The sequence below is a fragment of the Ruegeria sp. HKCCE4148 genome (assembly GCF_017872495.1).
Lineage (GTDB): Bacteria > Pseudomonadota > Alphaproteobacteria > Rhodobacterales > Rhodobacteraceae > Ruegeria.
This window is the reverse complement of record NZ_JAEDOS010000002.1, coordinates 665,920-688,369: the sequence shown is the minus strand read 5'-3', so window position 1 is coordinate 688,369 and position 22,450 is coordinate 665,920. Positions and strand designations below refer to the sequence as shown.

Here is a 22,450-nt window from a genome sequence, read left to right as displayed (position 1 = left end):
TTTTTAATTTCTTCTCTTTAGTCGGCCTTTATGTCTCAGAAGCTATGTCACATGTGGTCTGGATTCGCCACATCCCATGTTCGAAAGTAGGCAATTTATTAGGGTCAGGAATCATTTCGGTAACCAGAATATGACGGCGACGGTGATGCAAATGGCTGACAGGAACAGGTCTCCGCATCTGTCGTAGCGTGTCGCGATGCGCCGCCAATCCTTTAACCTGGCAAAGGGGTTCTCGATCCTGTGGCGCTTGCGATAGAGCCGCTTGTTGTATGTCGAAGGCTTGGTGCGCTTGGCTCTTGACGGGATGCAAACGCGCATCCCCAAATCCTTCAACGCGGCCCGAAACCAGTCTCCGTCGTAACCCTTGTCCCCCAGAAGCCGCTTTGCCTTTGGCAGATGGGCCAAAAGGACGACAGCCCCTTTTGCATCACTCATTTGGCCGGGCGACAGAAAGGAGGTTAACGGGCGGCCTCGCCCATCTGACACCATGTGTAGTTTTGAATTCAGGCCGCCCTAGGTGCGCCCGATGGCTCGGGGTTTGATCCCCCTTTTGAGAGACTTACCGAGGTGCGGTGCGCCTTGAGATGAGTGCTATCGATCATGATTGTGTCGCCGTCACTGTCTGGCTGAGCCAAATCACTGAAGTTATGAGCGAAAACACCTATGCGAGACCACCTGACAAAGCGGTTTTAGAGGGTTTTGTGGGGGCCATAGATTGGCGGTGCATCCCGCCACTGCAATCCGTTGCGCAGGACATAGATGATACCGCTCAGAACGCGCCTGTCATCCACCTTCGGTTTGCCACGTGATTTAGGAAAGTGTGGCCGAAGTCGCTCCATTTTCGCTTCGCTCAGCCAGAAGTAATCGCTCATGCCGCCCTCGTCTTTAGGACGCGTGAATCACGTGGCGCTGAGGCATTCCAGCAGGTTTATGGGTCCTGACCCTAGAGGTTTAGCTTGGCATGTAGATTATTATACCGCTTTTTGATCACTTTGAAACGATTACCTGGGGCAGCGCAAAGAAGCTATCGGGTGCGAGTGCGGCAACCCATCACCGGATTATCATGTCATCTTTGTGTTCTTTGATCGGAGCCCTCACCATACATCATGATGTAGCTCAAAACAATAACACACAAAAGACCATAGACGACCCTTTACATAACCGTTCGTCTAAGATTTACCCTTTCATGCGGCCATATCTCATAGGCTCTCAACATCATGTCTCGACTTGTATTCAATCCTAATGGCAAGCCACGCGGTTGGGTTCGAACATTGCTATTTGTCGGCAGGACTGCACGCCCCTTTGCGAGGCGCGTGGTCTTTCACAAGTCCGGAAAGCCTCGTGCACGCTTTGCCCCATTTATCGAGGGAGCCTTCGACCACAGTCCGAGCCAAGGATCGTCTTTGACAAGCGATGCGGACTATCAAGTCCTCCATGCTTCGCCGTTCCCAGAGAAGGCACGTTTGTTGATTTTTGTTGCGTATGCCGCCGGGGGTCGCCTTTCAGATCTCCATCGTTATCAGGTCGATAGCTATCGGGCGGCTGGTTTCTCTGTCGTCCTCGTCGCAAACTGTGTCGGGGTTTTCAAATGCACCGAGGAAGATTTGGAGCGTTTTGTGTGCATCCTGTCTCGGCCCAATCGTGGTTTTGATTTTGCTGCATGGTCCTGCGCTGTTCGATTCATCGGTGGTTTGAACCATTGCAAAGAGGTTAGCTTCACCAACGACTCTATCATCCCCACGTCGCAAGAGGCATTGCGCAGTATGTTAGTGAGACACGACCGGAGGTCTGACGATGTACTGTTTCTGACGCGCAACAACGAGTTGCGTCCGCACTACCAAAGCTACTATTTCACGTTCAGAAATAGAGCGATGGAAGGTCCCGCGTTCGACCTACTTGCAGACATGACTGAATACGATTCGAAATGGGATTTGATCAACCAAACCGAAATACACCTGTCCGACCGTTTGAAATCGCTTGGACTGACGGTCGGTGCATTGTTCGACCACAAAGACCTACTAAATGACCCGGCCAATGTCACGATTCACAGGTTTGTGGAACTAGTCGAACGTGGTTTTCCGTTTGTAAAGGCGACCTTGACAACTGAAGGCGGCGTCGACCTCGACGATCCTCGCCTAAAGTGCGTACTTACCCCGCAAGTGGTACATCTCTTAGGAAAACACATCAAGTGTCGCGGGGAGGCTACCTACGAAGACTTACCGATGCGAAACGTCCCGCCTGCTCATACGTCAGATCATCACGGCCTAATCGACTCTGATGGCATTCAGGTGTCGTGGAATCACTCACCTAGCTCTTGTGGGCATCTTGTTGTGCCATTGGCACGCGAGTGTGGAACAACCCCCTTTTCAACACTTTCTCAGACACGCATCCTTGCAATCGCTCACTGCTACTATGTCGAAGTCGCAGAGAAATTGCTTAGGCGATTAAAGCCTTTGGGTGTGGATGCTCGCATTGTGCTTACGACCGATACTCTGCAAAAAGCAAAGAAGCTAAACGATTTTGCGGACCGTGAAGGCATAAAAGTCATCGTCGAGGTTCATGAGAATCGCGGTCGCGATGTGATGCCTTTTCTGGCCGCCCTTGCGCGGCATCACGCCAACGCTGACGCCGTCCTGCACTTACATACAAAAAAATCGCTCCATGATAGTGAGCTTTGCGACTGGGGAGATTACTTGTTTGAAAGCCTAGTGGGTTCTGCCGAGATTATATCGTCGAACCTTGATATCCTGCAGCAAGAGGGCGTTGGCATCGTTCATCCCGCGCACACAAATACCATTAAAGGTCGGCTGAATTGGGGATACAATTTTCAATCTGCACAAGAGCTGATGGCAAAACTCGGCATTCTCATAACAGCGGATCAAATCCTTGACTTTCCGGCAGGTATGATGTTTTGGGCTAGGCCGGAGGTACTGCGTCCGCTTTTGAATTTCGACCTATCCACAAAAGACTTTCCGGAAGAGGCAGGTCAGGAAGACGGTACATTGGCCCACGCAATCGAGCGATCGCTCACCTTTTTGGCCGAAAGCCTTGGTTACTCCAGTGTATCGGTCGTGGCAGAAAGTAAAACAGATCAAGCTTCCGGTGTCGCCATGTCGGTGCGTCCGTCAGAGCTCGCTGTAACTCTTAGGCGAATGTCCAAACGTATCCTACAGAGCAGGCGGCGGGCGACCAAGTACTATGATGTAGCGCAGCAAGTGTACCCTGTTGCGACCGCATCCGATCCTACTGATCGACCGAGACTCAACGTGATAATCCCATCACTGAAGCCCGATCAAACTTGTGGCGAAATTTCGACGGCACTGAAGGTCGCAATGCAGGTCTTCTGGGAAATGGGCGACGCAGATATACGCTTCGTAGTCACCTCGACCGACGTCGACAGAGCATCGCTCGCGACAGCCAGCGAATTGGTCGGTCGTCCAGTTCTAAAAGCACGGGCAGGCGATATCAACTCCGGAGCGAGCGTGATCTCTTCAAGCGATGATCGCTATGATGCGATGAGACTGCGAAAAAACGACTATTTCTTCGTGACTGCTTGGTGGACCGCCGATCTCGCTTTTCGCTTGATGGCCGATCAGCATGAAATATACGGGACCCAGAACCGACTAATTTATCTGATACAAGACTATGAGCCGGGATTTTACCAATGGGGAGAGGCGTTCGCCAGCGCAGAAGCGACCTATGGTCGGGCAAAAGAAACTATAGCGATCATCAACTCTGAAGAACTGGCGAATTTCATGACTGAGAAGTATCGTTTTTCATCGGTTTCTCGCCTACCGTGCGAGATTAACCCAGAAATCGCGTCTAGCCTAAAGCCGACCCCCAAAGGAAAAACGATTTTCGCATATGGGAGGCCTGGAACGCCGCGAAACTGCTTCGGAACGCTCGTGGAAGGGCTTAGAATTTGGCAGACGCGCGATCCGGGCAAGAATTGTACTTGGCGGATCGTCTTCGCAGGCGAGGCTTTTTCTGAGGTAATGATCGACGAATTGGAAAATGCTTCTTGTGCAGGCAAACTGACCCTTGCTGATTACGCGGCTCTGCTGAGCGAGGCAAGCGTCGGAATATCGTTAATGCTTAGTCCACATCCGAGTTATCCGCCTCTCGAGCTTGCTATGGCCGGAGCGCTTGCTATCACAAACGATTACGATCATAAGAACATGTCGGAGCGCAGCCCAAACATTATAAGTATGCCATATGTCTCGCCTGATCGCATTGCAGACGAACTCGAACGCGCGACAGAGATCGCCCAGATTGGCAATTCCTTTCAACTTTCTGAAATCACCTGTCCCGCATCTAGTATTCCTGCGTTCGACCCAGCGGAAGTAGCGCGTGCTCTGCTCTCGACCAGTTGAAACTAGCCACGGCCAGGAGGCCATCGTCAGCACGGAGTCCGCTGGCCAGCACGGCACGTCTTGCCCCGAGTTTCCACAAATGGATAACCCGGTCAGCCCCATGGCCCGGCGCCGGGAAACGCTCGATACCGTTCTGGTCGAGCGCGACCACACTATTGCCGACTTGGACGCCACCCTGGCACGACTGCAGCATGATCACGCGGCTATGTCCCAGAGAAACGCGGCGTTGGAGGCAGAGCAAAAGCTGCGCAAGGTTGAGATCTTCAAGCTGCGCAAGAAGCTGGCGCAGGCCCGGGTTCATGTCCCGCGCACCGCGAAAGAGTATGTTGCACACAAGGTGCTTTCGGCCCTGATGCTGTCACCGCTGCCCCTGGGATCCCGGACCCGCGACCGCTTTGCCCGCAGCGTGGCAAAACGCGATTCAAGGCGCTCGCTCGACTGTTTGCTGGGCTGACGGACAACACCACGCCCCGCCATGGGGCGCGAAAATCTGCTGACGGATCATTCCGTGCTTGCGTGCTTCGGACACCGTCTTGAGAGACATGTCTTACGATGCCGGGGCTTCCAAGGCGGCAAGGATGCATTCGGTATTGCGGTCCCAGCCATACCGGGCTGTCACCGCTTCGGCGGTATGCATAGCGTTTTGGGCAAAGGCTTTGGTCTCACGCACCCGGGCGATACCTGACCTGAGCGCCTGGTACCAATCGCCATTGTCGATCACCATGCCTTGCTCCAGCCCGTGGATGGCCCGTTTGAACGTATAGCTGCGTGACGCAATGGTGTAGCTGCCGACAATGGCCGCCTCGAAGAACTTCAGCTCACTTTTGCAATTGGTGAAATCATTGAGCTGGAGGGGGGCGATGTTGATGTCGACCTCGGCAATCTTGACTTGGAGATTCAGCCAGTCCTGCAGGTCGATCTTGTCGACGCGGTCTCCGAACCGGGCCAGCCGCTCGTGCCCGCTCATGAAGCCAACGATCCGCACCGCAACACTGTCGTCTTCGTCCATCAACTGGATCAGCGCATCCAGCGCCGCCTGGAAATCCCGGTTGTGTGTCGGAGAGCCGCTGAAATAGCCGATCATGACACGCTTGCCGGGGTCGAAGCCGCGCGTGGCCTTAGCGGCCAGCAGGCGCGCCGAAACCTCTTGCTGACGCTTGTTCAGGAAGTTCGGAATGATCGACACCGGCCCCTGGCACGTCGCGGCCAGCTTTTCGGCTAGGAACGGGTTCGTGGCGATCCCGCCGTCGCATTGCTGCGCTACCGCTTGGATGCGGCCAACATAAGCATACCAGTCATTGAGGTGCGCCTCCCAATCGAAGGGCTGGTCGTTGTTGACCGATACAAGCTGCGCATAGCGCAGGTCGAACACCAGATCATCGCAGTCCATCAGGACGCGGACCCCGTGCGCCCGTGCTGCCGAGATTAGGTCCGACACCGACCGCGAGATCTTCGTCCGGGTCAGAACCAAGGTGGTAAGCTGTGGCAGAATCTGCCGCAGCGACGCGATCTCGGATACCGCAAACCAACTTGCTCTGATCCCGCTGTCAGGCGATGCGCGCAGCGCCTCAATGACGTTGAACACCCGATAGCGAAAGGTGCTCGTATCGGGCGTGTCGTACACGTAGGCGACGCGCTGCGCTGTTCCAGACAGCACCTCAGCCAGCCGCACGGGCAGCGTTTCGACTTCCCACGGTGTGCGAAAAAAGACGGGCTCGGGCAGGAGATCCTTGTACATGTTAGCCTTCTGCGTCGCTGAGCTCTGCCAGGCGGTCGATCACCGGCGCAAGGGCCGCGGTCCAATCGCGGTTGATGTGATCGCCATCGAGGTTGCGCGCCACGGCATCGGGGTCGTCCGCCAGGGCCATCAGGCGCTCCATGCCATCCAGTAGCGAATCCATGTCCAGGTCCGCCGTCACGATGTTGTTGGAATACATCTCGAGCCCGGTCTTGAGGCCGAACCGGTTGCTCAGGACCGGGATGCCCATCGCCGCTAGGTCGAGCGGAGGATACGAGGGGTGCGGCGTATACATCAGGCTCAACCCGGCATCCATGTCCTGCTGAAAGCGCATGTAGTCCTGCCACGGCATCGGATCGTGATAGACTGCGGACAGCCCGTTATCGAACAGCAGGTGTTCCAGGTCGCGCCCGACCAGGTGGACCTCCCACTGTACCGGGTCGATCACGCCACGCAGCGCCGCCTGGTTGAGCAGGGCCATGCCGGTGGCATACAGGTTGCGGGAGTTGTTCGGCCGCGCATAGAAGAACAGCTTGCGCTTCTCATCGCTCGCACGCTCGGGCCGGGGCGCCCGGGGATAGTGAAAAGCCGGTTCGAAGGCCATCGACCGCGTTTCCAGACCGGGAACGGCATCATCTCCAGTCGTCAGATGCCGGTGCAACAGACCGGAGTTGAGCACAACAAAACCAAAGGGTTCAGCCAGTGTTTGGCTACACATCAAGTGGTCGTCGCTCAAGGGGTAGAACATGCGTTCGTCTTCCTGAAGCAGGTAGACGATACGGTCGGCGGGAACACTGTTGAGCAGGCAGCGCGCGCTCCACCACGAGGTGGCCAAGAACAGGTCACGATCGCTCACGGCAATCTCGGCCGCTCCGACATGAGGGGTATGGAGATCAGGGGCATGGAGATACTCGACCGCACCGGAAAACTGAAGGTCGTTGACCGCCAGCACGCCGGACAGCGCCGTAGTCACTGGGGTTTCGGTCCGGGTGACGATGCGCAGATCGGATTCCGTGCGTTCGGCCCATTGCGCGGCCAGGATCAGGCCCGTGGCCACGCCGCCGAACAGGCTAGTGGGGCCGACGCTGTCGGTCACGAGGGTGATCCGACGCGGCGGCGGGTTACTCGTTTCGGGAAACATCGTAAGCGGGCGCAGCGACTGCCACCGGTCATCCAACCAGTTCTGGACAGTTTTATTCTCGACGGAATAAAACCAGACAGCATGCTGTGGCCGCACCTTACCGTTCTTCTTCAAAACCACCCGTCGAAAGGTTGAGCGCGGGTTCCCACTTTGGTCTATTAGGAGCCTGCGCAACCAAGGTCGTGGATGACCATTCTTTCGAAAACCAAGACGTCTCAAGGATATTCTCATGATATATTCTAAACATGAACGGCTTTATCTGCTGAGCCGGTGATGTCAAGTTCTATTGGACTGGCAACGCCGATCGAATCAACGCCAGTAGTATTCGTGTTCTGACTCCAAAAAACTGTGCCACTATATTGCCCGCGCGAGGGAAAGTTGGCATGGCGAGGAAGCGACATTTCGACGAAGACATCTTGAAGCTGCTGTGTGAGATCGAGCTGAAGCTCAATGCGGGCGAAGACGTGGCTTCGGCGTGCCGCGGTGTCGGGATCAGCGATGCGAGGTATTACAGCTGGCGGAAGCGTTTCGGCGGGATCGGACGCGCTCAGTTGTCGGAGATGAAGAGCTTGGAGAAAAAGAACGCGCGGCTAAAGAAGATCGTCGCCGAGCTCGAACCGGACAAACTCATTGTCAAGGAGAGCGTGAACTATCTAAAGCACAGGGCCTGACCACAGAGGATCTCCGTCAGGCCGTCATTCACACACGCCAGAAACTCGCCACGTCCGAGGGGCCGACGGGCCGGGTGATTGGTCTCGCGCGGAGCTCGCTGCAATACCGGCCGACACCGAGAGATGACGATGCGCTGCGATAGCCATATCGGCCGTACTGCTTGGCCACCTGGATCATAGCCGGCACCAATCATCGCAATCTTCATGTTAGACCCTTGCTATTCGACACGGTCGCTAGGTGATTTGTGTTAAGGGGAGGCCAGCCTCTCTTTGGTATATACATCGAACAAGGAGCCCAAAACAAACGAGTACGCACAACTCTCGACTGGCGGTGTCCGTAGCGGTGCCCCGCACGACGGCCGCAAAAGTTCAAATCCGCTAAGCTGTTGGAATTATTGGTCGGAGTGAGAGGATTCGAACCTCCGACCCCTGCCTCCCGAAGACAGTGCACGGGCGGCTGTTTGTCTGACGCTGACTACACTGCACGTCTTCTTTGCACTCACTTCACTGAGCAAGAACGTCCATTTTGTCAATGACTTGAGTGTTGCACGCCGTACAATGAAGTGCAAGACGCGACGTGTTCAGCAGTGCACGTGCATGTACGGCAAACACACGATTTGATCGGCCAAATAAGGTCAGAAGTGTTACGCACTGCAGCGGTAAAACCGGAGCACGTGTGAACGATCCCTACTAGACTTCAGAAACACTCCCCCGCCCTAAACCAAAACCCCGTTCCCTGTGCGGCGGCCCTGCTGCGGTAATGTCGAACGTCCCTCAGCATAGCCCTTTGATTACCCAACCTATCCAACTTTTATCTTGAGTTCAGTTTTTAGGAGTATTTCCAAACGAGACCCGGGCCCCCTCCTCTTAGGCAAACTCCCGAATTAGGTTGCCGCGGTTGGATAGGTCGGATCCCGACTTAGGACGTCACGTCCGAGCGTCGTTCTGATTTAGGTCTCCAACATAGTTCCGATTGACCTACAAGACATAAAGCCATACAACGGGTTCGGTTTGTGACATTGCTCTGCTGCCGGTGGAGTGGGTTTATTAATTTGGACGTTCGAATGGAGAATAAGTTGAGCAAAAAGTCGAATCTTCTGCTCATAGGCCCCGGATTGATAGGTAGGAAACACGCTGAAATCATTCAACAAAATCCGGGCGCTCGTCTCGCTGCCATCGTTGCCCCAGACCGCGGCCAGAACCGCACGTTTGCCGATAGCTGCGGAGTTGAATTCTTTTCCGAATTGGATCAAGCCTTTGAAGGCGGTGGGATTGATGCCGCAATAGTTAGCTCGCCTAACGCGTGGCATTTCGAACAAGCGATGGCCTGCATCGATCGGCACATTCCGGTTCTCGTTGAGAAGCCGATCACAGATGATCTCGCGTCTGCTCGCAAGCTAGAACAGGCCGCCGAGCAGAAGGGTGTCCCTGTGCTTGTCGGTCACCACAGGACGCACAGCTCTCTTCTCGCGCCGGTAGAAGAATTCTTGAACTCGCCCAGCTTTGGCCAGCTAGTCTGCGTAAGCGGAACCGCACTGTTTTACAAACCTGAAGATTACTTTCTCGAAGGCGAATGGCGCACTCGTCCTGGCGGTGGGCCGGTCCTGATCAATCTCATCCACGAGATCGGGATGATGCGCCATTTCTGTGGTGAGATCGTCTCTGTGTTCGCCTTGTCTAGCAACGCAGTTCGAGGATTCGATGTGGAAGACACGGTAGCGCTCACATTCGCGTTTGAGGGTGGCGCGATCGGCTCTTTCTTACTTTCTGACACGGCGGCCAGCTCAAAGAGCTGGGAAATGACGAGCGGGGAAAACCCAGCTTATCCGAATTATGCAGACGAGAGCTGTTATCACTTCGCCGGCACAATGGGCTCGATCGACTTCCCGAGCATGCATGTACGAAGCTACCTTGGGAGTGCAGGAGCTTCTTGGTGGCTTCCATTTCAAGAGAACAAACTGGAGGTGACGCGTAGCGATCCGCTGGAAAGCCAGTTTGCGCATTTCCTGCAAGTAATTAGGGGTGAGACCCAGCCAAGGGTATCGGCTCGAGACGGTTACAAGAATGTCCTGGTCATCGAGGCGATCAAGATGTCGCTGGAAAGTCAGCACAATGTTCTAATCGAAAACCTTGAAAGCCAATTGGTATACGGATAAATTTCGTGAAAGTATTGCTTCTCGACTCCTCTTTTGCCGCAGGTCCGATCTATGACTATCTCCTTTCTGAAAACCACGAGGTTTGGACCATTGGAAATCGCGCCGGGGATCTCTTAGCAAAGCGCGCGGGGAAGCGTTGGATTGAAGAGGACTATAGTAATCTGGCAGCGGTACAGCATCACGTAGAGCGGATAGGTATCGAACGTGTCGTTCCCGGCTGTACCGACTTGTCGATTGCCATTTGTTCCGAACTTCCCATTTGCAATGGGCGCGTGGATTCCGCTCAAACCGTTCGGTTACTTAGCAACAAGGCAATGTTTCGTGAACTTTGTCGAGAATACGATCTACCCGCACCCCGTGCGATCACGCCCGGTGAAAGACCTACGGACGGAAAGTGGATCTGCAAGCCGGCCGACTCCTTCAGCGGCCGTGGTATCTCGGTCATTTCCGGTGCGGATCAAGCTTCGTTCGATGAGGCCGTTCAATGCGCCAGCCGCGCCAGCCCCACTGGGAAATATCTTGTCGAGGAGTTCGTGAAAGGCCAGCTATACAGTTGCACCGGATTCGTGCAAAACCGCCGCCTCGTCGATCCGCATTACGTAATCGAAGGTTCGAGTGTGAACCCTTTTGCGGTAGACACTAGCTATGTTTGCCACGATGTTCCGGTGGAAGCGCGGCAGTGCCTGGAGTCGGGGTTGTCCAAGCTCTGTTCAGCTATCGGTTTGTTGGACGGACTTTTGCACACCCAGTTCATCCTCGATGGCGATCGCGCTTACATTATCGAGTGCTCGCGACGTTGCCCTGGAGACCTTTATTCATTGCTAATAGAGATGAGCACTGGTTCGCGGTTCGCCGCCCATTATGCGAGCTACTTTGTCGGCGGCGATCGAGTATCGGACGGCTGTCGGAAAAGGCATGTGCTTCGGCATACGGTCACCGGGGGAGACCACGGCATTTTTGGTGGTATCCGGGCGCTTGAACCTTTTCCACTCGTTGGATACTACCCGTTACAAAGAGTAGGGGAAGAGGTACAACCCAAACAGGCAAGCCGTTGCGGAGTTGCCTTCTTTGAAACTTCTTCAGAAGAGGAGCTCTCATCCTTATACCAAAGGCTCCTTGACAGGAACATTTATGACGTACTTTGAGGCTTTCCGGAATCAAACTATTTCCCTCATTCGAAGGGGAATGTGTGCACTCTGGTTCTGGTTAGGCACGGCCTCGTAAAGGCTATCGCGGATGTTCAACGCAGTCTTGCTGGTCAATTTTTCGCCAACTGAGCACTTCCGAACAAGGCGCCGCCGAAATGAAGAGCGCATCGGTTTCGGGCTCGTTGCTTGGAACACACAAAGCCACTCGCTAGAAGTGAACGTTTGCGCTGTCGGAAAGCCTACTTTAGTAAGGAAAAACTTGTCGGGGAAAACATCGACAGCACTTGAAACGCCGCAGAGTCGGTATAGAGACACAGCTTTGTTTTTTAATACGAGGCAATGATTGAGGTGAACAATGCGCGACCCACTTTATGTCACTCGGCCTATGCTTCCCGACAGGAACGACTTGAAGGCAATGATCGACGACATCTGGGCGTCAGGTGTAGTGACAAATGGGGGGCCTGTTCATGGGCTGTTAGAGGAGAACATGGCCAATTACCTAGGAGTGCCGACAGCAATGCTGTTTGGCAACGGGACCATCGGGCTTCTTGCGGCTTTGAAGTTACTCCACCTTCCCCCGGGTAGCGAAGTTATAACGTCACCATTGACTTTCGCGGCAACCGCGCATTCGATCCATTGGAACGGGCTCCGCGCGGTTTTCGCCGATGTATCTCCTGAAACGCTGACCCTTGATCCACGGTCAGTAGAGTGCGCGATTACCAGTAATACCTCAGCTATTCTCGGCATCCATGTTTACGGCACTGCCTGCGATGTAGACGCACTACAAGAGATTGCCAACGCACATGAGCTCAAACTGGTTTATGATGCCGCTCACGCATTCGGAACAGAAATCAAGGGCCGTCCGATCGCCATGTTCGGGGACGCGTCCGTCTTCTCCTTTCATGCGACCAAGCTGTTCACCACGCTTGAAGGAGGACTTGTCGCGACGCCGAAACCCGAGGATCAGCAACGCCTTTACTACCTCAGGAACTTTGGAATACTCAACGAAGAGGAAGTTGTGGATATTGGCATCAACGGAAAGATGAACGAGGTTCAGGCTGCCGTGGGTCTCCTTAACCTTCCCCATGTCGACGAGGAACGAAGCAAACGCCGCAAGCTTCGTGCTTTTTATGACGAACAGCTCTCCGCATTGCCGGGACTACGAACCCAAGTGCGCCAAGAAGGTGTGACGTGCTCTGAGCAATATTACCCATTGGTCATAGAGGAATCTCTATTCGGTTGCTCGCGAGACGATATCTATGAGAAGTTGAAGTCCCGCAATATTTTCGCCCGAAAGTACTTCCACCCGATCTGCACAGACTTTGCGCCGTACAGAGGTTTCCCAATTATTTCCGCTCAGGATCGACCGTATGTCGAAACCGTGAAATCTCAAGTACTGTGTCTGCCGTTTTTCGGTGCAATTTCCGAGGTCGACGCGGAAGAGATTTGTTCGATCATAGTGGGGATGTGCAAGGGCAACCGCGCCATTCGGGCGATCTGAACCAATACACGACAGATCCGGCGTTCCGATACCTTCATCTCGTTTCGGACTATGTTAATGCAGGCGCGCCAGCGGGCAGGGCCAATAAGTTTCACAGGGCGGCCTCCTTCAGGTTAAGCTTATCGATTGCTAGGTCGGAGTCTCCCTTCCGAAGCCGTTCGCTCTTCTTCTGAAGCCGTTTGAGCTCTTTGAGTAGGTCAGTTCCCATCCCGCCGGCGCCGATACTAAAAAAGCGTTAAATTTTTCAATAAGATGCTGTCAACATCTTTATCCGGAAACCCTCGAATTTCGAGCTATTTACAGTTTGATACTTTGACTCCAGCTTTCGGTGTATAGCGGTTGCAACTCGAACTCCCGCTTTATTAGCATCTCAATCCGCCGCAGGTAATCGTCGCGCGAATACAGACCATCATAAACTGTCATCATCTTGTCGTTGGCAAGTTGGTAGAGTTCCGGATCCTCGTCCATTTTGCGGATGCGATCGACGATACTCTGGACCATCTCTTCCTCCGACTGAAAGATGTTATAAAAGTCCCTCAAACGCTCTGACGGAAAGAACTCGTCATTATAAACGGCGAACGCAACGCCGCCCTGATAAATGGGTTGTGCAAGATAGCCATCGAAACCTTCACCAAACGTTACTGAGTAACGGCACTTGGAAGCCAAGTCCATGAACGCATCGAAGGTGATCCCTTCGATCTTCAACATTTCGTAGTCGGGCAAGCCAGCGGCAAGAACGTCAAGTACTTTCTGCTTCCAAGGGACTTCATCCGGAGAGTAGATTATAAGCTTTTCCTTCTCGTGCCGTGGCACGGCTTCATAATTGCTCAGATCAGTGTAGGCCGGTAGCAAAAGCATTGGTGTTCCATAATGATCCGCAAATGACTGCCCAAAATATGCGTGGTGTGCGACCGACTGGGTCAATTGATCGCTGAGTGCGCGTAAATCCTCGTACTCGCTTGGCTCTGGCATGATATCCGTTTTCTGGTTTAATATATTAATAAAAAGATTATCTCGCGCCTCGAGATACTCGAGCGTTTCGTCATTCAAACTATCTACAAATTCAGAAGCTGCGTATTCCGGAATATTTATGTAAACGGTCTTTGCGTTTTTACACCGTACAATCTGCTCAAATCGGAAAACGTCCTCCGAGTTCCTAAAGTTCCTTTGGCGAAGGTAAGTTTCGCCCATCTTGTTGGGACGCGTCATCAAGACAATTTCGAAATTATGCCTATGGCGGAGCTTGTATGCAGCGTTTGCAATAGAGAAGAATGAAAATATCCCACCACTCATCTCGTTATGCTCCGGGATAAGAATTACAAGAATCCTCTCCGCGTCTTCGAGGCTTTGTTTGAAAGTACTATCCTGAACCTTGTATTTTGCCTTTAAAATTGGCAAACTTGGCATGAACATGGTACTGTCTGGTAGTTCCCGTCCTTCCTGACGCCCAAACGCTATATAATGTTCAAACGGGTTGACGCCAGCCAACGCAACGTCGGGGTAGCATTTATAATACGCTTGGCAGTCAAACCAAGCATTGGGGTTACGGCCCTCTCTCCAGCCGATCGTCAAAAAATGGAGGAAAGGGTCTTCAGCCATCACATCGAGGCCTTCATTGTGTTCCACATAGTAGTTTTCATCGAACTCGTACCGCATCTTTTTGTGAGTTTCCGCCAGGAGTAGAGCGTCGATGTCGCAATCATCAGGTAAGGGATGGTTGTCTTTGTAATTTAGAATAGCAGATGAAAGGATTTTGGTGTTTCTCTTATTAGCAGATCGAATGAACTTTTCACGCCTTTGAGGTGAAATGAAAGGGAGGTGGGAAAAGACATTTGTAAGGATGAACTTAAAGTGGTTCAGCATCGGTGCATTCATATATTGCGAAGCATAGAGCAGCGCGTCATCTTGGCTAATCTTATCCGGGCGGGATGCAAATTTCATTGAAGTGCCACCTTTTTGGCCTGCCAAAGCTTTGGTCATTTGTTTCTCAATATTTGTCACTGCGTTGTCGCCTATCTTTAGTCGCCATGTAACAAACGAACAAGGTTTGACTTGAGTCTGGCCTCTGCCGGACCACCCGATGGGGGCACGCCACTGCCAATTTGGTTCAGGATGGATTAATGTTCGTCGCGCGGCGTGTTTCATGGCACAGACGCCGGAGCGGCAACATGAGCGATTTCTTCTGGCTTATCGACGCGCAAACGCCGCGTCTGAAACCGTTATTTCCGAAGTCTTAAGGAAAGCCTCGGGCGGACGACAAGCATGTTCTTAATGGAATGATATTCATCAATCGTAAAGGCTTAAGTCGGCATGATGCTTCGCTTGGAAATGAGGAGCACTGACGGCTCGAAACAAAAGGAATCAGTGTTCTCTGAGGTTGCTTTCGCCTCAACCAAAAAATCCTCGCAATAGCCAGAACGCATTTGCGATGCTTGCCGGGCGCCTCTAATTGGACTGTTTGCGACCTATCCTCACCGACATAGCGCGAGAAACGTACTTCCAGGGATATCGAATTGCATGATCTCTTTCAGCAATCGCATGAACTCTTTCAGCAATCGCATGATCTCTTTCAGCAATCGCATGATCTCTTTCAGCAATCGCATGATCTCTTTCAGCAATTGCATGATCTCTTTCAGCAATCGCATGATCCCTTTCGGAAACTACTCGCTCCTTTTCAACAAAGGCCGCGACCATTTTCCGCCTCAGATCTTTCAGCTCAGCAACCTCTTTCATCAATATTTCTACAAGACCCTTATCGCACAGCGCCTCGAGCTCTCGCTCAGACACAGGCGCGTAAGGCTCCCGATCAGAGCTGTAGACCTTTGGAAATGGGTTTTGCAAGAGCGGACGGCCTTCGAGGTAATCGCGAGATATGCGTTCTTCGATGTGCGCACAATCATCCACGATCTTGCGGATCGATGCGTCGTCCATTGTTGCAATCACCGCCCGGTCGTCGCCCGTTTCGGTTTGGTTATAAACGTTTTCTACGAGTCTCAAGCTGTATCGCGCCCGGTTAGGGGTATCTTTCACATACTCCCAAACATACGTGGACACGTCACAGAATTTCCTTGACCTGCTTTTATTGGCCCAGGTATTCCTCAGCCGTGGTACCTGCTCTGGATCCATCCCAATGACATCAAAAAGATCCAACACCACATTCCCGCCAACCAATTGGTCTTTCTCGAATGGCCTATAGACAATTCGGAAACCTTTTCTCCGCATGTCATCCGTTGAATCAAGGAATTTACGAAAATTTGCGTTATATCTTTTTGTGAACTCTTCCAGGCCCAAATCTATCTGCAAGGGGCCATCTACTTCGTTGCCCAATCCGTTCGTCATGGCATTATAGGGTTCCGCATTCTCTGCGGCCCAGGACGCGACAAGATCGGCTGGGTTGCGAACATAGGTCACGATGACTTTTTCGAAACCTTCGAAGACTGAATCCAGCATGACATGCGGCTTTCCCCAAAGCGCTTCTTCAGATATCACGAGGTTTTCCGCGCCCGCAGACTCTAGAGCATCTCTCGCTGCAGCGCGGTCGAAGTCCTCTTGAAACAGGAAATCGGCATTTGCGAAACGAGGAAGGTCGAGTCTCGGCTCCGAAACCGCAGGATACGCCACACCACATGCGAGCAAATTGTCGCGGTTCTCCCACAATACTCTTTGTACCGACGTCGACCCGGTTTTGACCGTCCCAACATGAAAAAATAAAGTCTTGCTTGTCACGGCATGAACCCCCGGGAACTCGAAGTTTTTTAACACTTTCGAAAATGAATGGAAGGCTTGCAAGGCGACTGTGCTGACATTTTTTGGTGCCAACATCCAGCACTGACCCGGTTGGCTCCAACTGGTTTGAACGCCAGTAGCGTCTGCCAAGCAAAGGCGCTCGAGTAGTACGGTTCGGTTGCCGCCACAGCAAGCGTTTCGCCGCAAGACTCTCAAACGCAGATAAAGGATGCACGTGCTTCTATGTGGGCCGACCGTGCGTTGCTCGTATGAGTACCAGCGTCAATAGGCATCGCGCCCGAAAACACAAAAGCGGCGCTCGGCTACTGCAACGGATGCTCCCGTGATAATCTTGGATGCAACTCAAAGTCCTTGAGCGCAAGCTTCGTGATCTGGTGCAGGTATTCTTCCTTGTTTTAGAGCTCTGTATACTCTGCTTCGCGCGCGAGGCTTCCCATCCCACCATATTGCTTGCGCCAGCGGTAATAGGTCTGCTCGGTGATGCCAACCTCACGGATCGCGTCCACGCGCTGCATCCCCCACCTGACCGACAAGCACATAAACTTGCCGCAACATCTGAACTATTTCCTCGGGCTTGTGCCGTTTGTTCGCCATTCTCTGTCCTCCGTTTCTCAAACATAACGGTGGACCAGTTCTGAGGAGGCATTCCACTCCCACTTGAGTGGCCGCTTTGAACGTTAGTGTATGACGGTCTATTGAGATGATGGTTTCTGGGACAGGTAACTTGTAAACACGGTTGGCCAGACGAGACAGTAACCGATTTCGGTTACAATCGCCCAATTCGTTGCGCGAATTACACACCCCATATGTCGGGCGATTGCAAAACCGGCCTAATTTTGTGTAGTTGCCCGTATACGACTACTGGCCTCCGGTGGTTAACTGTTGAAAACTGAGTTGGGGCACACTGCTCCAAGGCGTTGGTTCAAAAGAGAGCAACCATGATGCAAACAACTTCTGTGGCAGAACGTGAACCTACGCTCGTGGTCCACTTTGGCATCGAAAAGACTGGGTCGACCAGCATTCAGCGCTTTCTATACCACAATCGGTCAAGTCTTGAAGAGAAAGGAGCGCGCTTCGCTTCAACACACTATGCGCGGGACAATCACATCAACGATGTGAACCACCACATTCTTCGGCACAAGTGGCCCGGCTGGCTAAACCCAGAAACTTTCCCGATCACACCCGACTCGGCTTGGGACTACCTCTCCGAAGAGGTCAACAGTTTCAATGGAACGACGATCATCAGTTCCGAGCGGTTTCCCGATCTCTTTGGTGAGGACAATGGCGCCGATGTGGTTGACTTCATCAAGCGGCGAGTAGCGCCTGCACGCGTGCATTTCGTGGGTTTTGTAAGACGGCAAGATAACCTTGCGGAGTCGCACTTTAAGGAGCGTGCGAAGGGGAATGATTTAACTGGTACGCTTGAGGAGTATCTCGCGCGTCCCCCGGCCTTCTTCGATTTCAATGCGATGCTCGAGCGGATTGCTGGCGTTGTGGGACGCGATTCTTTGACTGTTCGGTTGTACGATCCGGCGTTGTTTTCTGCGGGAAGCGTAGTGCCAACGTTCCTCCAAGCTCTCGGGCTTGGTGAAATTTCGGGCCAGGACGCGGACAAAGTTAGGGAAAACTTGTCCCTCAATTCGCTGGCTGTTCGAGTGTTCGCCGACGCGCGCCTAATTGCTTACCACCGGCATCCTGAGTTCAATTTTGTCGTTCGCGAGGTGCTTGATTCGACAAGATTTTCGCGATTTGAAAAGGTACGCCTGGTTTCGCCAGCGCAACGTTTGAAAATTATGAATTCGTACCGAACGTCGAACGAAGCGCTTGCAGACAATTATCTTTCCAACGAAGAGGCTGCGCGACTTCTGGCACCTGTACAAACCGAAGCAGAGTGGTTGGACCTATGTTCGCCAGCATTAACGCTGAACGATACGGTCGAACTTCTGGTGGCTTTACTTGGCCGAACCGAAAGCGCCATCGCCGCGGCCAGAAGCGCGGAAGCCGAGAGAGAAAGCGCCATCGCCGCGGCCAGAAGCGCGGAAGCCGAGAGAGAAAGCGCCATCGCCGCGGCCAGAAGCGCGGAAGCCGAGAGAGAAAGCGCCATCGCCGCGGCCAGAAGCGCGGAAGCCGAGAGAGAAAGCGCCATCGCCGCGGCCAGAAGCGCGGAAGCCGAGAGAGAAAGCGCCATCGCCGCGACCAGAAGCGCGGAGGCCGAGAGAGAGCGACTTCTGCGCAGCGGCTATGCTTATTTGAAAGCCGTCTTTCGGCACCGACAGAGGGGAAGATGATCAAAAAAACAGTGCCAAGTCGGATAACACGGAGATATTGGACAAAACCCGCGGCGGTCAACATCGAAGCTCCACCGAGTTCCGATAACTTAATTGTCTAATCCAAGCGGCGAGGTTACATGTGGTGTGGCGCCGTACAATATAGCACTGGCAGTCTCGCAAACCCGCCACTTAATGCTGAACGGAAATTGACGTTACCTCACTGAGCTAGTCTCCACTAGTAAGATGCTTTGCCTGAGAATGTCTAATGCAACGCTTAGATGAAATATGTTGAGAGTGTCTGGCAGGACGCGGCACAAATGGAGTACTTAGATGGAAAGTGACGCGCGCACACCACCAATCATGGAGAGAAATTCCCAGCCTCGGTTGCCCCGGACGGTTTGGATCTACTGGCACCAAGGTTGGAAAGATGTGCCTAGAATCGTCAACAGTTGCCGGAAGAGTTGGGAGGTTCGAAACACTCACTGGGATGTCCGCTGCATCAGTTCCGAGAGCCTCAACGAGTTGATTGAGTTGCCATCGTTCTACTCGAGAATACAAGGGCTAACGCTCGCCAGTTTCTCTGACATCGTTCGCCTTAGGCTTTTGGAAAAAAACGGCGGTGTCTGGGCAGATGCAACCAGTTGGTGCGCGCGCTCACTGGATGACTGGATTGACGACGCCACGGTGCAATCGGGTTTTTTCGCTTATGCGAAGCCTGCCAAAACACGCCCAATGGCAAGTTGGTTTCTCGCGTCAGAACCGAACAATTTGCTGGTTTCAAAGTTGCGGTTGGCCGTGGACAGACTTTGGTCAGAATACGTCTACGGAATGGGCGAAGCTGCGCTGATAAAACTGTTTAGCGAAGACGTTAAAGATTGGCGCAAATTGCTACAGCCTCAACAAAACCACAGGTCATTGACAACGTTATTCAATAAGCTGGGCTTGTCGCTCCGCCGGTTGCCACAGGACGTAGGAAAAAACCTGACCGATCATCCAAGTAGTGCCTATTACTTTTGGCTGCATCAGACATTTCGGGCGCTGATTGAGATCGATCCTGAGTTTGAGCGCAGTTGGGCCAATACGCCGGAGATCGGTGCGACCAATGCGCTCGCGATCCAAAGGGCTGGGTTTGGTTCACCAATCTCAGAAGAAGTACAAGACCACATAAACGCAGGTCGAAGCAGTGTTTACAAGCTTGATCGACGCGGGACGCTCGACGAAGATTTATCTCATACTGTTTTAGGCTATCTGTTCTCGACCATCGAGAATACTCGTTCTACTTGATTTGTATTATTAGATTGATGTGCTGGGCCTGAAAAGAACTTTACTCCAAGAAGAACCGATTGGAGACTCCGAGGAATTGAAATTGCGCTATCCGCACTCATCGATTGTGAGGCCATTCAAGTCGGACTATTGCGGAAAGCTAGGGATTAAAGGGCGCCCGAAATTGTGCACGCGCGACGGCAGAGGAGTATGACATGATATCGCACAAACACCACTGTCTATATATCCATGTTCCTAAGACAGCCGGCAAAAGCCTGCTCTCACTCTTTGGCCTTCCTCTTCTGGGAATTGACTACGATGGTTCTAAACCTTGGCTTGAGGATCCCTACGGTCACACATCTATTGAGACCTACTCAAACAAACCTTGGTTCCATGATTTTTTCAGGTTTGCTTTCGTAAGGCACCCGTTCGACCGATTGGTTTCCGCATTTTTCTTCCTGAACGCGGGTGGTTTGAACCAGCATGACCGACGCTTTAGAGACGAACATTTAGCAACTTACTCTGGTGATTTCCGCCATTTCGTTCTCGATGGGCTGTCCGAAGTAGCAACTCATGTGCACTTTCGCCCGCAGGTGACGTGGCTTACTGACCGGGATGGATCGCGCCCTCTTAATTTCATTGGCCGTTTTGAGAATTTTGAGGAAGATCTCGGTCGCGTTGCCGATCAATTGGGAATTGCAATGAACCCTGCCGTTCACCTTAACCCGTCGAAACGGGGTCGATGGCAGTCATACTTCGATGAAGATGTCGCGCGAGTTGCCAGTTCGGTTTACTTTGAGGACTTTCGGGCGTTCGGTTACCGAACCGAGTGATACTCGCATTGAATTGCTTTACAGCAAGGGAATATTCGCCTGCAGTAGTTGCTACCAGTCGGCCTATCAGTCTCAGCTGAAAAGGCAGTGAGATCCAGCGGTAAGGCCTGGAGATCGTACGCGAGACAAGATAGACTTCTTTTTCTCGCATCGAATAATTCGAAACTTGGAAAACAAGCTGTGATGTGGAGCTTTCACTATTGGCTGGTACTATGCGCCCTGACAGAAGCATCCAAAAGTCCAATTCGTGCCAGGCATTTTCCGGCCGTTTCGTCCGCTGAGCGGCCGCTGACTTTTGCTGGAGCCAATGACGGCTGCGGACTAGAGCCGAACTTGAAACAGTGCGCAGCGAACGACTGCCGAGAGCCCAAAATGCGTGATGCTGCGGTTTGAATGAATGGCGGCTTTAGAGGTCTGCGCCAGCGGTTTATGCTGAAAGCAGGGGCTCAAGGCCTCACAAGGTATAGATGGGTTCATCATGAAAATCCGAGAAGCTGTGCTGGGAAATGCCGAAGAGATGAGCGGGTTGCTCAAAGAGTTGACTGCGTCCGGGAAACGGAAAAGCCCAGACAACGAAGCTTTCGTTCGCGCCCATTACCTAGAGGACCCCAGGAAAATAAGATGCTCGGTCGCGTAGGAGAACGGCGTAATCCTTGGCGTTCAATCTCTGATACGTGCTGACGCTGGAAACACGTATGGTGTTGAACCCGGCTGGGGTATCATCGGCACACATATCCGACCCTCCGCTGCTCGACAGGGTATGGGCGGGCGTTGTTTGCTGTCAGTCTGAAGGCCGCTGACGATGCCTCGATTGAAAAAATCGACGCATCCATCTCAAACGATAATCCCGAAGCGCTGGCCTACTACGAGGCAATGGGTTTTCGAACGTATCGGACACCTTAAGGCCTGATTTGCAAATGCCTTGATCTCAAGGAGCATTCAGGCTGAGCGCCTACTTTCTCCCTTGCGATACCGGACCTTGGTCCTGCCGCAGCGAAAGCCCGGTTCCATACGTTGAACATCCTCGACGAGTTCAGCCGGGAATGCCTGGCGATCCGGGTTAAGCGCAAGCTGAACTCGACCGACGTGATCGACGCCCTGAGCATCTTCCGAACTGCTTCCAAGCATCGTCCAACTCGTCGGGCTGCATCTCCACCGTCTTGATACATCGGACATGTCCACCATCCGACGGTTGGGTGACCAGCTTGATCTCGAAGTGCTTGCATGGAAGCGCCTTCGCTGTCAACGTGCCTCCACTCCATCGACAGCAACTCGCCCCGGCGCATCGCAGTCTCGCGAGCCAGCACAAGCAGTGGTCGCATCAGCGGGTTCAAGCACTCGCCCGCTGCGTTCAACAACCGTTTCCACTCGCGGTCTGTAAGCCTGCGTTCGCGACGATCATCAACACGCGGACGCTTCACGTGCCGCAACGGGTTCGAGTTCGTGTCTGCGTCAGCGTTGTCACCAAGCACATGGTCCACTGCTGACTGCATCAACGACAGTTCGCGGACCACTGTCGAAGACTTGGCCTCATGCAGGCGCTGGTCACGCCACCGCTCGCCTGTCATCTGGTCTGCTAACTGGTACAACGCCTTTCCCAAAGTCATCG

The 22,450-nt window shown here is 53.0% G+C and carries 15 protein-coding genes, 1 tRNA gene and 4 pseudogenes; 11 read left to right on the top strand and 9 right to left on the bottom strand.

Annotated features, from left to right (window positions below; translation table 11 throughout):
- Positions 1–111: 111 nt before the first annotated feature.
- Positions 112–872 (bottom strand): annotated as a pseudogene (locus tag I9187_RS08390) (IS5 family transposase).
- Between the two features lie 531 nt (positions 873–1,403).
- Between I9187_RS08390 and I9187_RS08385 the strand changes: the two are divergent.
- Positions 1,404–4,373 (top strand): rhamnan synthesis F family protein, encoded by a 2,970-nt coding sequence (locus I9187_RS08385; protein ID WP_171721307.1) that lies wholly within the window; start codon positions 1,404–1,406, stop codon positions 4,371–4,373.
- 79 nt (positions 4,374–4,452) lie between these two features.
- The gene (locus I9187_RS08380) at positions 4,453–4,827 is read left to right on the top strand and encodes a hypothetical protein (RefSeq protein WP_171721308.1); all 375 of its coding nucleotides are present in this window, start codon (positions 4,453–4,455) and stop codon (positions 4,825–4,827) included.
- Between the two features lie 93 nt (positions 4,828–4,920).
- Here the strand turns inward: I9187_RS08380 and I9187_RS08375 are convergent, their stop codons facing one another.
- Together I9187_RS08375 and I9187_RS08370 are read right to left on the bottom strand one after the other, a co-directional pair.
- Positions 4,921–6,111 carry a glycosyltransferase family 1 protein gene (locus tag I9187_RS08375; RefSeq protein WP_171238079.1) on the bottom strand — a complete coding sequence of 397 codons (1,191 nt, stop codon included), beginning with the start codon at positions 6,109–6,111 and terminating at the stop codon, positions 4,921–4,923.
- A 1-nt stretch (position 6,112) separates the two neighbouring features.
- Entirely contained in the window at positions 6,113–7,366 is a 1,254-nt protein-coding gene (locus I9187_RS08370) for a hypothetical protein (protein ID WP_171238080.1), read from the bottom strand.
- 269 nt (positions 7,367–7,635) lie between these two features.
- On the opposite strand from I9187_RS08370, the gene I9187_RS08365 reads away from it, so the two are divergent.
- A complete protein-coding gene (locus I9187_RS08365) occupies positions 7,636–7,923 on the top strand; it encodes a transposase (protein ID WP_171238081.1) in 288 nt (95 codons plus the stop codon).
- A 396-nt stretch (positions 7,924–8,319) separates the two neighbouring features.
- On the opposite strand, the gene I9187_RS08360 is transcribed toward I9187_RS08365, so the two are convergent.
- Positions 8,320–8,410, bottom strand: a tRNA-Pro gene (locus I9187_RS08360).
- A gap of 577 nt (positions 8,411–8,987) precedes the next feature.
- On the opposite strand from I9187_RS08360, the gene I9187_RS08355 reads away from it, so the two are divergent.
- From I9187_RS08355 to I9187_RS08345, 3 genes are all read left to right on the top strand, one after another.
- On the top strand, positions 8,988–10,079 hold the full coding sequence (locus I9187_RS08355; protein WP_171238082.1) for a Gfo/Idh/MocA family oxidoreductase: 1,092 nt from the start codon (positions 8,988–8,990) through the stop codon (positions 10,077–10,079).
- Between the two features lie 5 nt (positions 10,080–10,084).
- The gene (locus I9187_RS08350; RefSeq protein ID WP_171238083.1) at positions 10,085–11,224 is read left to right on the top strand and encodes a hypothetical protein; all 1,140 of its coding nucleotides are present in this window, start codon (positions 10,085–10,087) and stop codon (positions 11,222–11,224) included.
- 358 nt (positions 11,225–11,582) lie between these two features.
- Entirely contained in the window at positions 11,583–12,728 is a 1,146-nt protein-coding gene (locus tag I9187_RS08345) for a DegT/DnrJ/EryC1/StrS family aminotransferase (RefSeq protein ID WP_171238084.1), read from the top strand.
- Here I9187_RS08345 and I9187_RS21905 read toward each other — a convergent pair.
- Both I9187_RS21905 and I9187_RS08340 read right to left on the bottom strand, forming a co-directional pair.
- Positions 12,725–12,964, bottom strand: a pseudogene (locus I9187_RS21905) (IS3 family transposase); the annotation flags it as partial. The gene I9187_RS08345 and the pseudogene I9187_RS21905 overlap by 4 nt on opposite strands.
- Positions 12,965–13,025: 61 nt before the next feature.
- Positions 13,026–14,708: a hypothetical protein gene (locus I9187_RS08340; protein WP_209509375.1), complete on the bottom strand. Its 1,683-nt coding sequence runs from the start codon at positions 14,706–14,708 to the stop codon at positions 13,026–13,028.
- A 188-nt stretch (positions 14,709–14,896) separates the two neighbouring features.
- On the opposite strand from I9187_RS08340, the pseudogene I9187_RS08335 reads away from it, so the two are divergent.
- Positions 14,897–15,031: pseudogene (locus I9187_RS08335) on the top strand (IS5/IS1182 family transposase); the annotation flags it as partial.
- A gap of 142 nt (positions 15,032–15,173) precedes the next feature.
- On the opposite strand, the gene I9187_RS08330 reads toward I9187_RS08335, so the two are convergent.
- Complete coding sequence (locus tag I9187_RS08330; protein WP_209940139.1) at positions 15,174–16,550, bottom strand: hypothetical protein; 1,377 nt, start codon at positions 16,548–16,550, stop codon at positions 15,174–15,176.
- A 353-nt stretch (positions 16,551–16,903) separates the two neighbouring features.
- Positions 16,904–17,069: pseudogene (locus I9187_RS08325) on the bottom strand (transposase); the annotation flags it as partial.
- Positions 17,070–17,413: 344 nt separating this feature from the next.
- On the opposite strand from I9187_RS08325, the gene I9187_RS08320 reads away from it, so the two are divergent.
- The 4 genes from I9187_RS08320 to I9187_RS22095 all read left to right on the top strand — a co-directional run bounded on the left by I9187_RS08320 (position 17,414) and on the right by I9187_RS22095 (position 21,744).
- Positions 17,414–18,763, top strand: coding sequence for a hypothetical protein (locus I9187_RS08320; protein ID WP_171721311.1), 1,350 nt, complete (start codon positions 17,414–17,416; stop codon positions 18,761–18,763).
- 312 nt (positions 18,764–19,075) lie between these two features.
- Positions 19,076–20,029 (top strand): capsular polysaccharide synthesis protein, encoded by a 954-nt coding sequence (locus I9187_RS08315; RefSeq protein ID WP_171721312.1) that lies wholly within the window; start codon positions 19,076–19,078, stop codon positions 20,027–20,029.
- A gap of 194 nt (positions 20,030–20,223) precedes the next feature.
- Positions 20,224–20,841, top strand: a complete 618-nt coding sequence (locus I9187_RS08310; protein WP_171721313.1) for a sulfotransferase family 2 domain-containing protein — start codon at positions 20,224–20,226, stop codon at positions 20,839–20,841.
- Positions 20,842–21,612: 771 nt separating this feature from the next.
- Complete coding sequence (locus I9187_RS22095; RefSeq protein WP_256368722.1) at positions 21,613–21,744, top strand: hypothetical protein; 132 nt, start codon at positions 21,613–21,615, stop codon at positions 21,742–21,744.
- Here the strand turns inward: I9187_RS22095 and I9187_RS08300 are convergent.
- Positions 21,741–22,409 carry a hypothetical protein gene (locus I9187_RS08300; protein WP_171721314.1) on the bottom strand — a complete coding sequence of 223 codons (669 nt, stop codon included), beginning with the start codon at positions 22,407–22,409 and terminating at the stop codon, positions 21,741–21,743. The genes I9187_RS22095 and I9187_RS08300 overlap by 4 nt on opposite strands.
- Between the last annotated feature and the right edge of the window lie 41 nt (positions 22,410–22,450).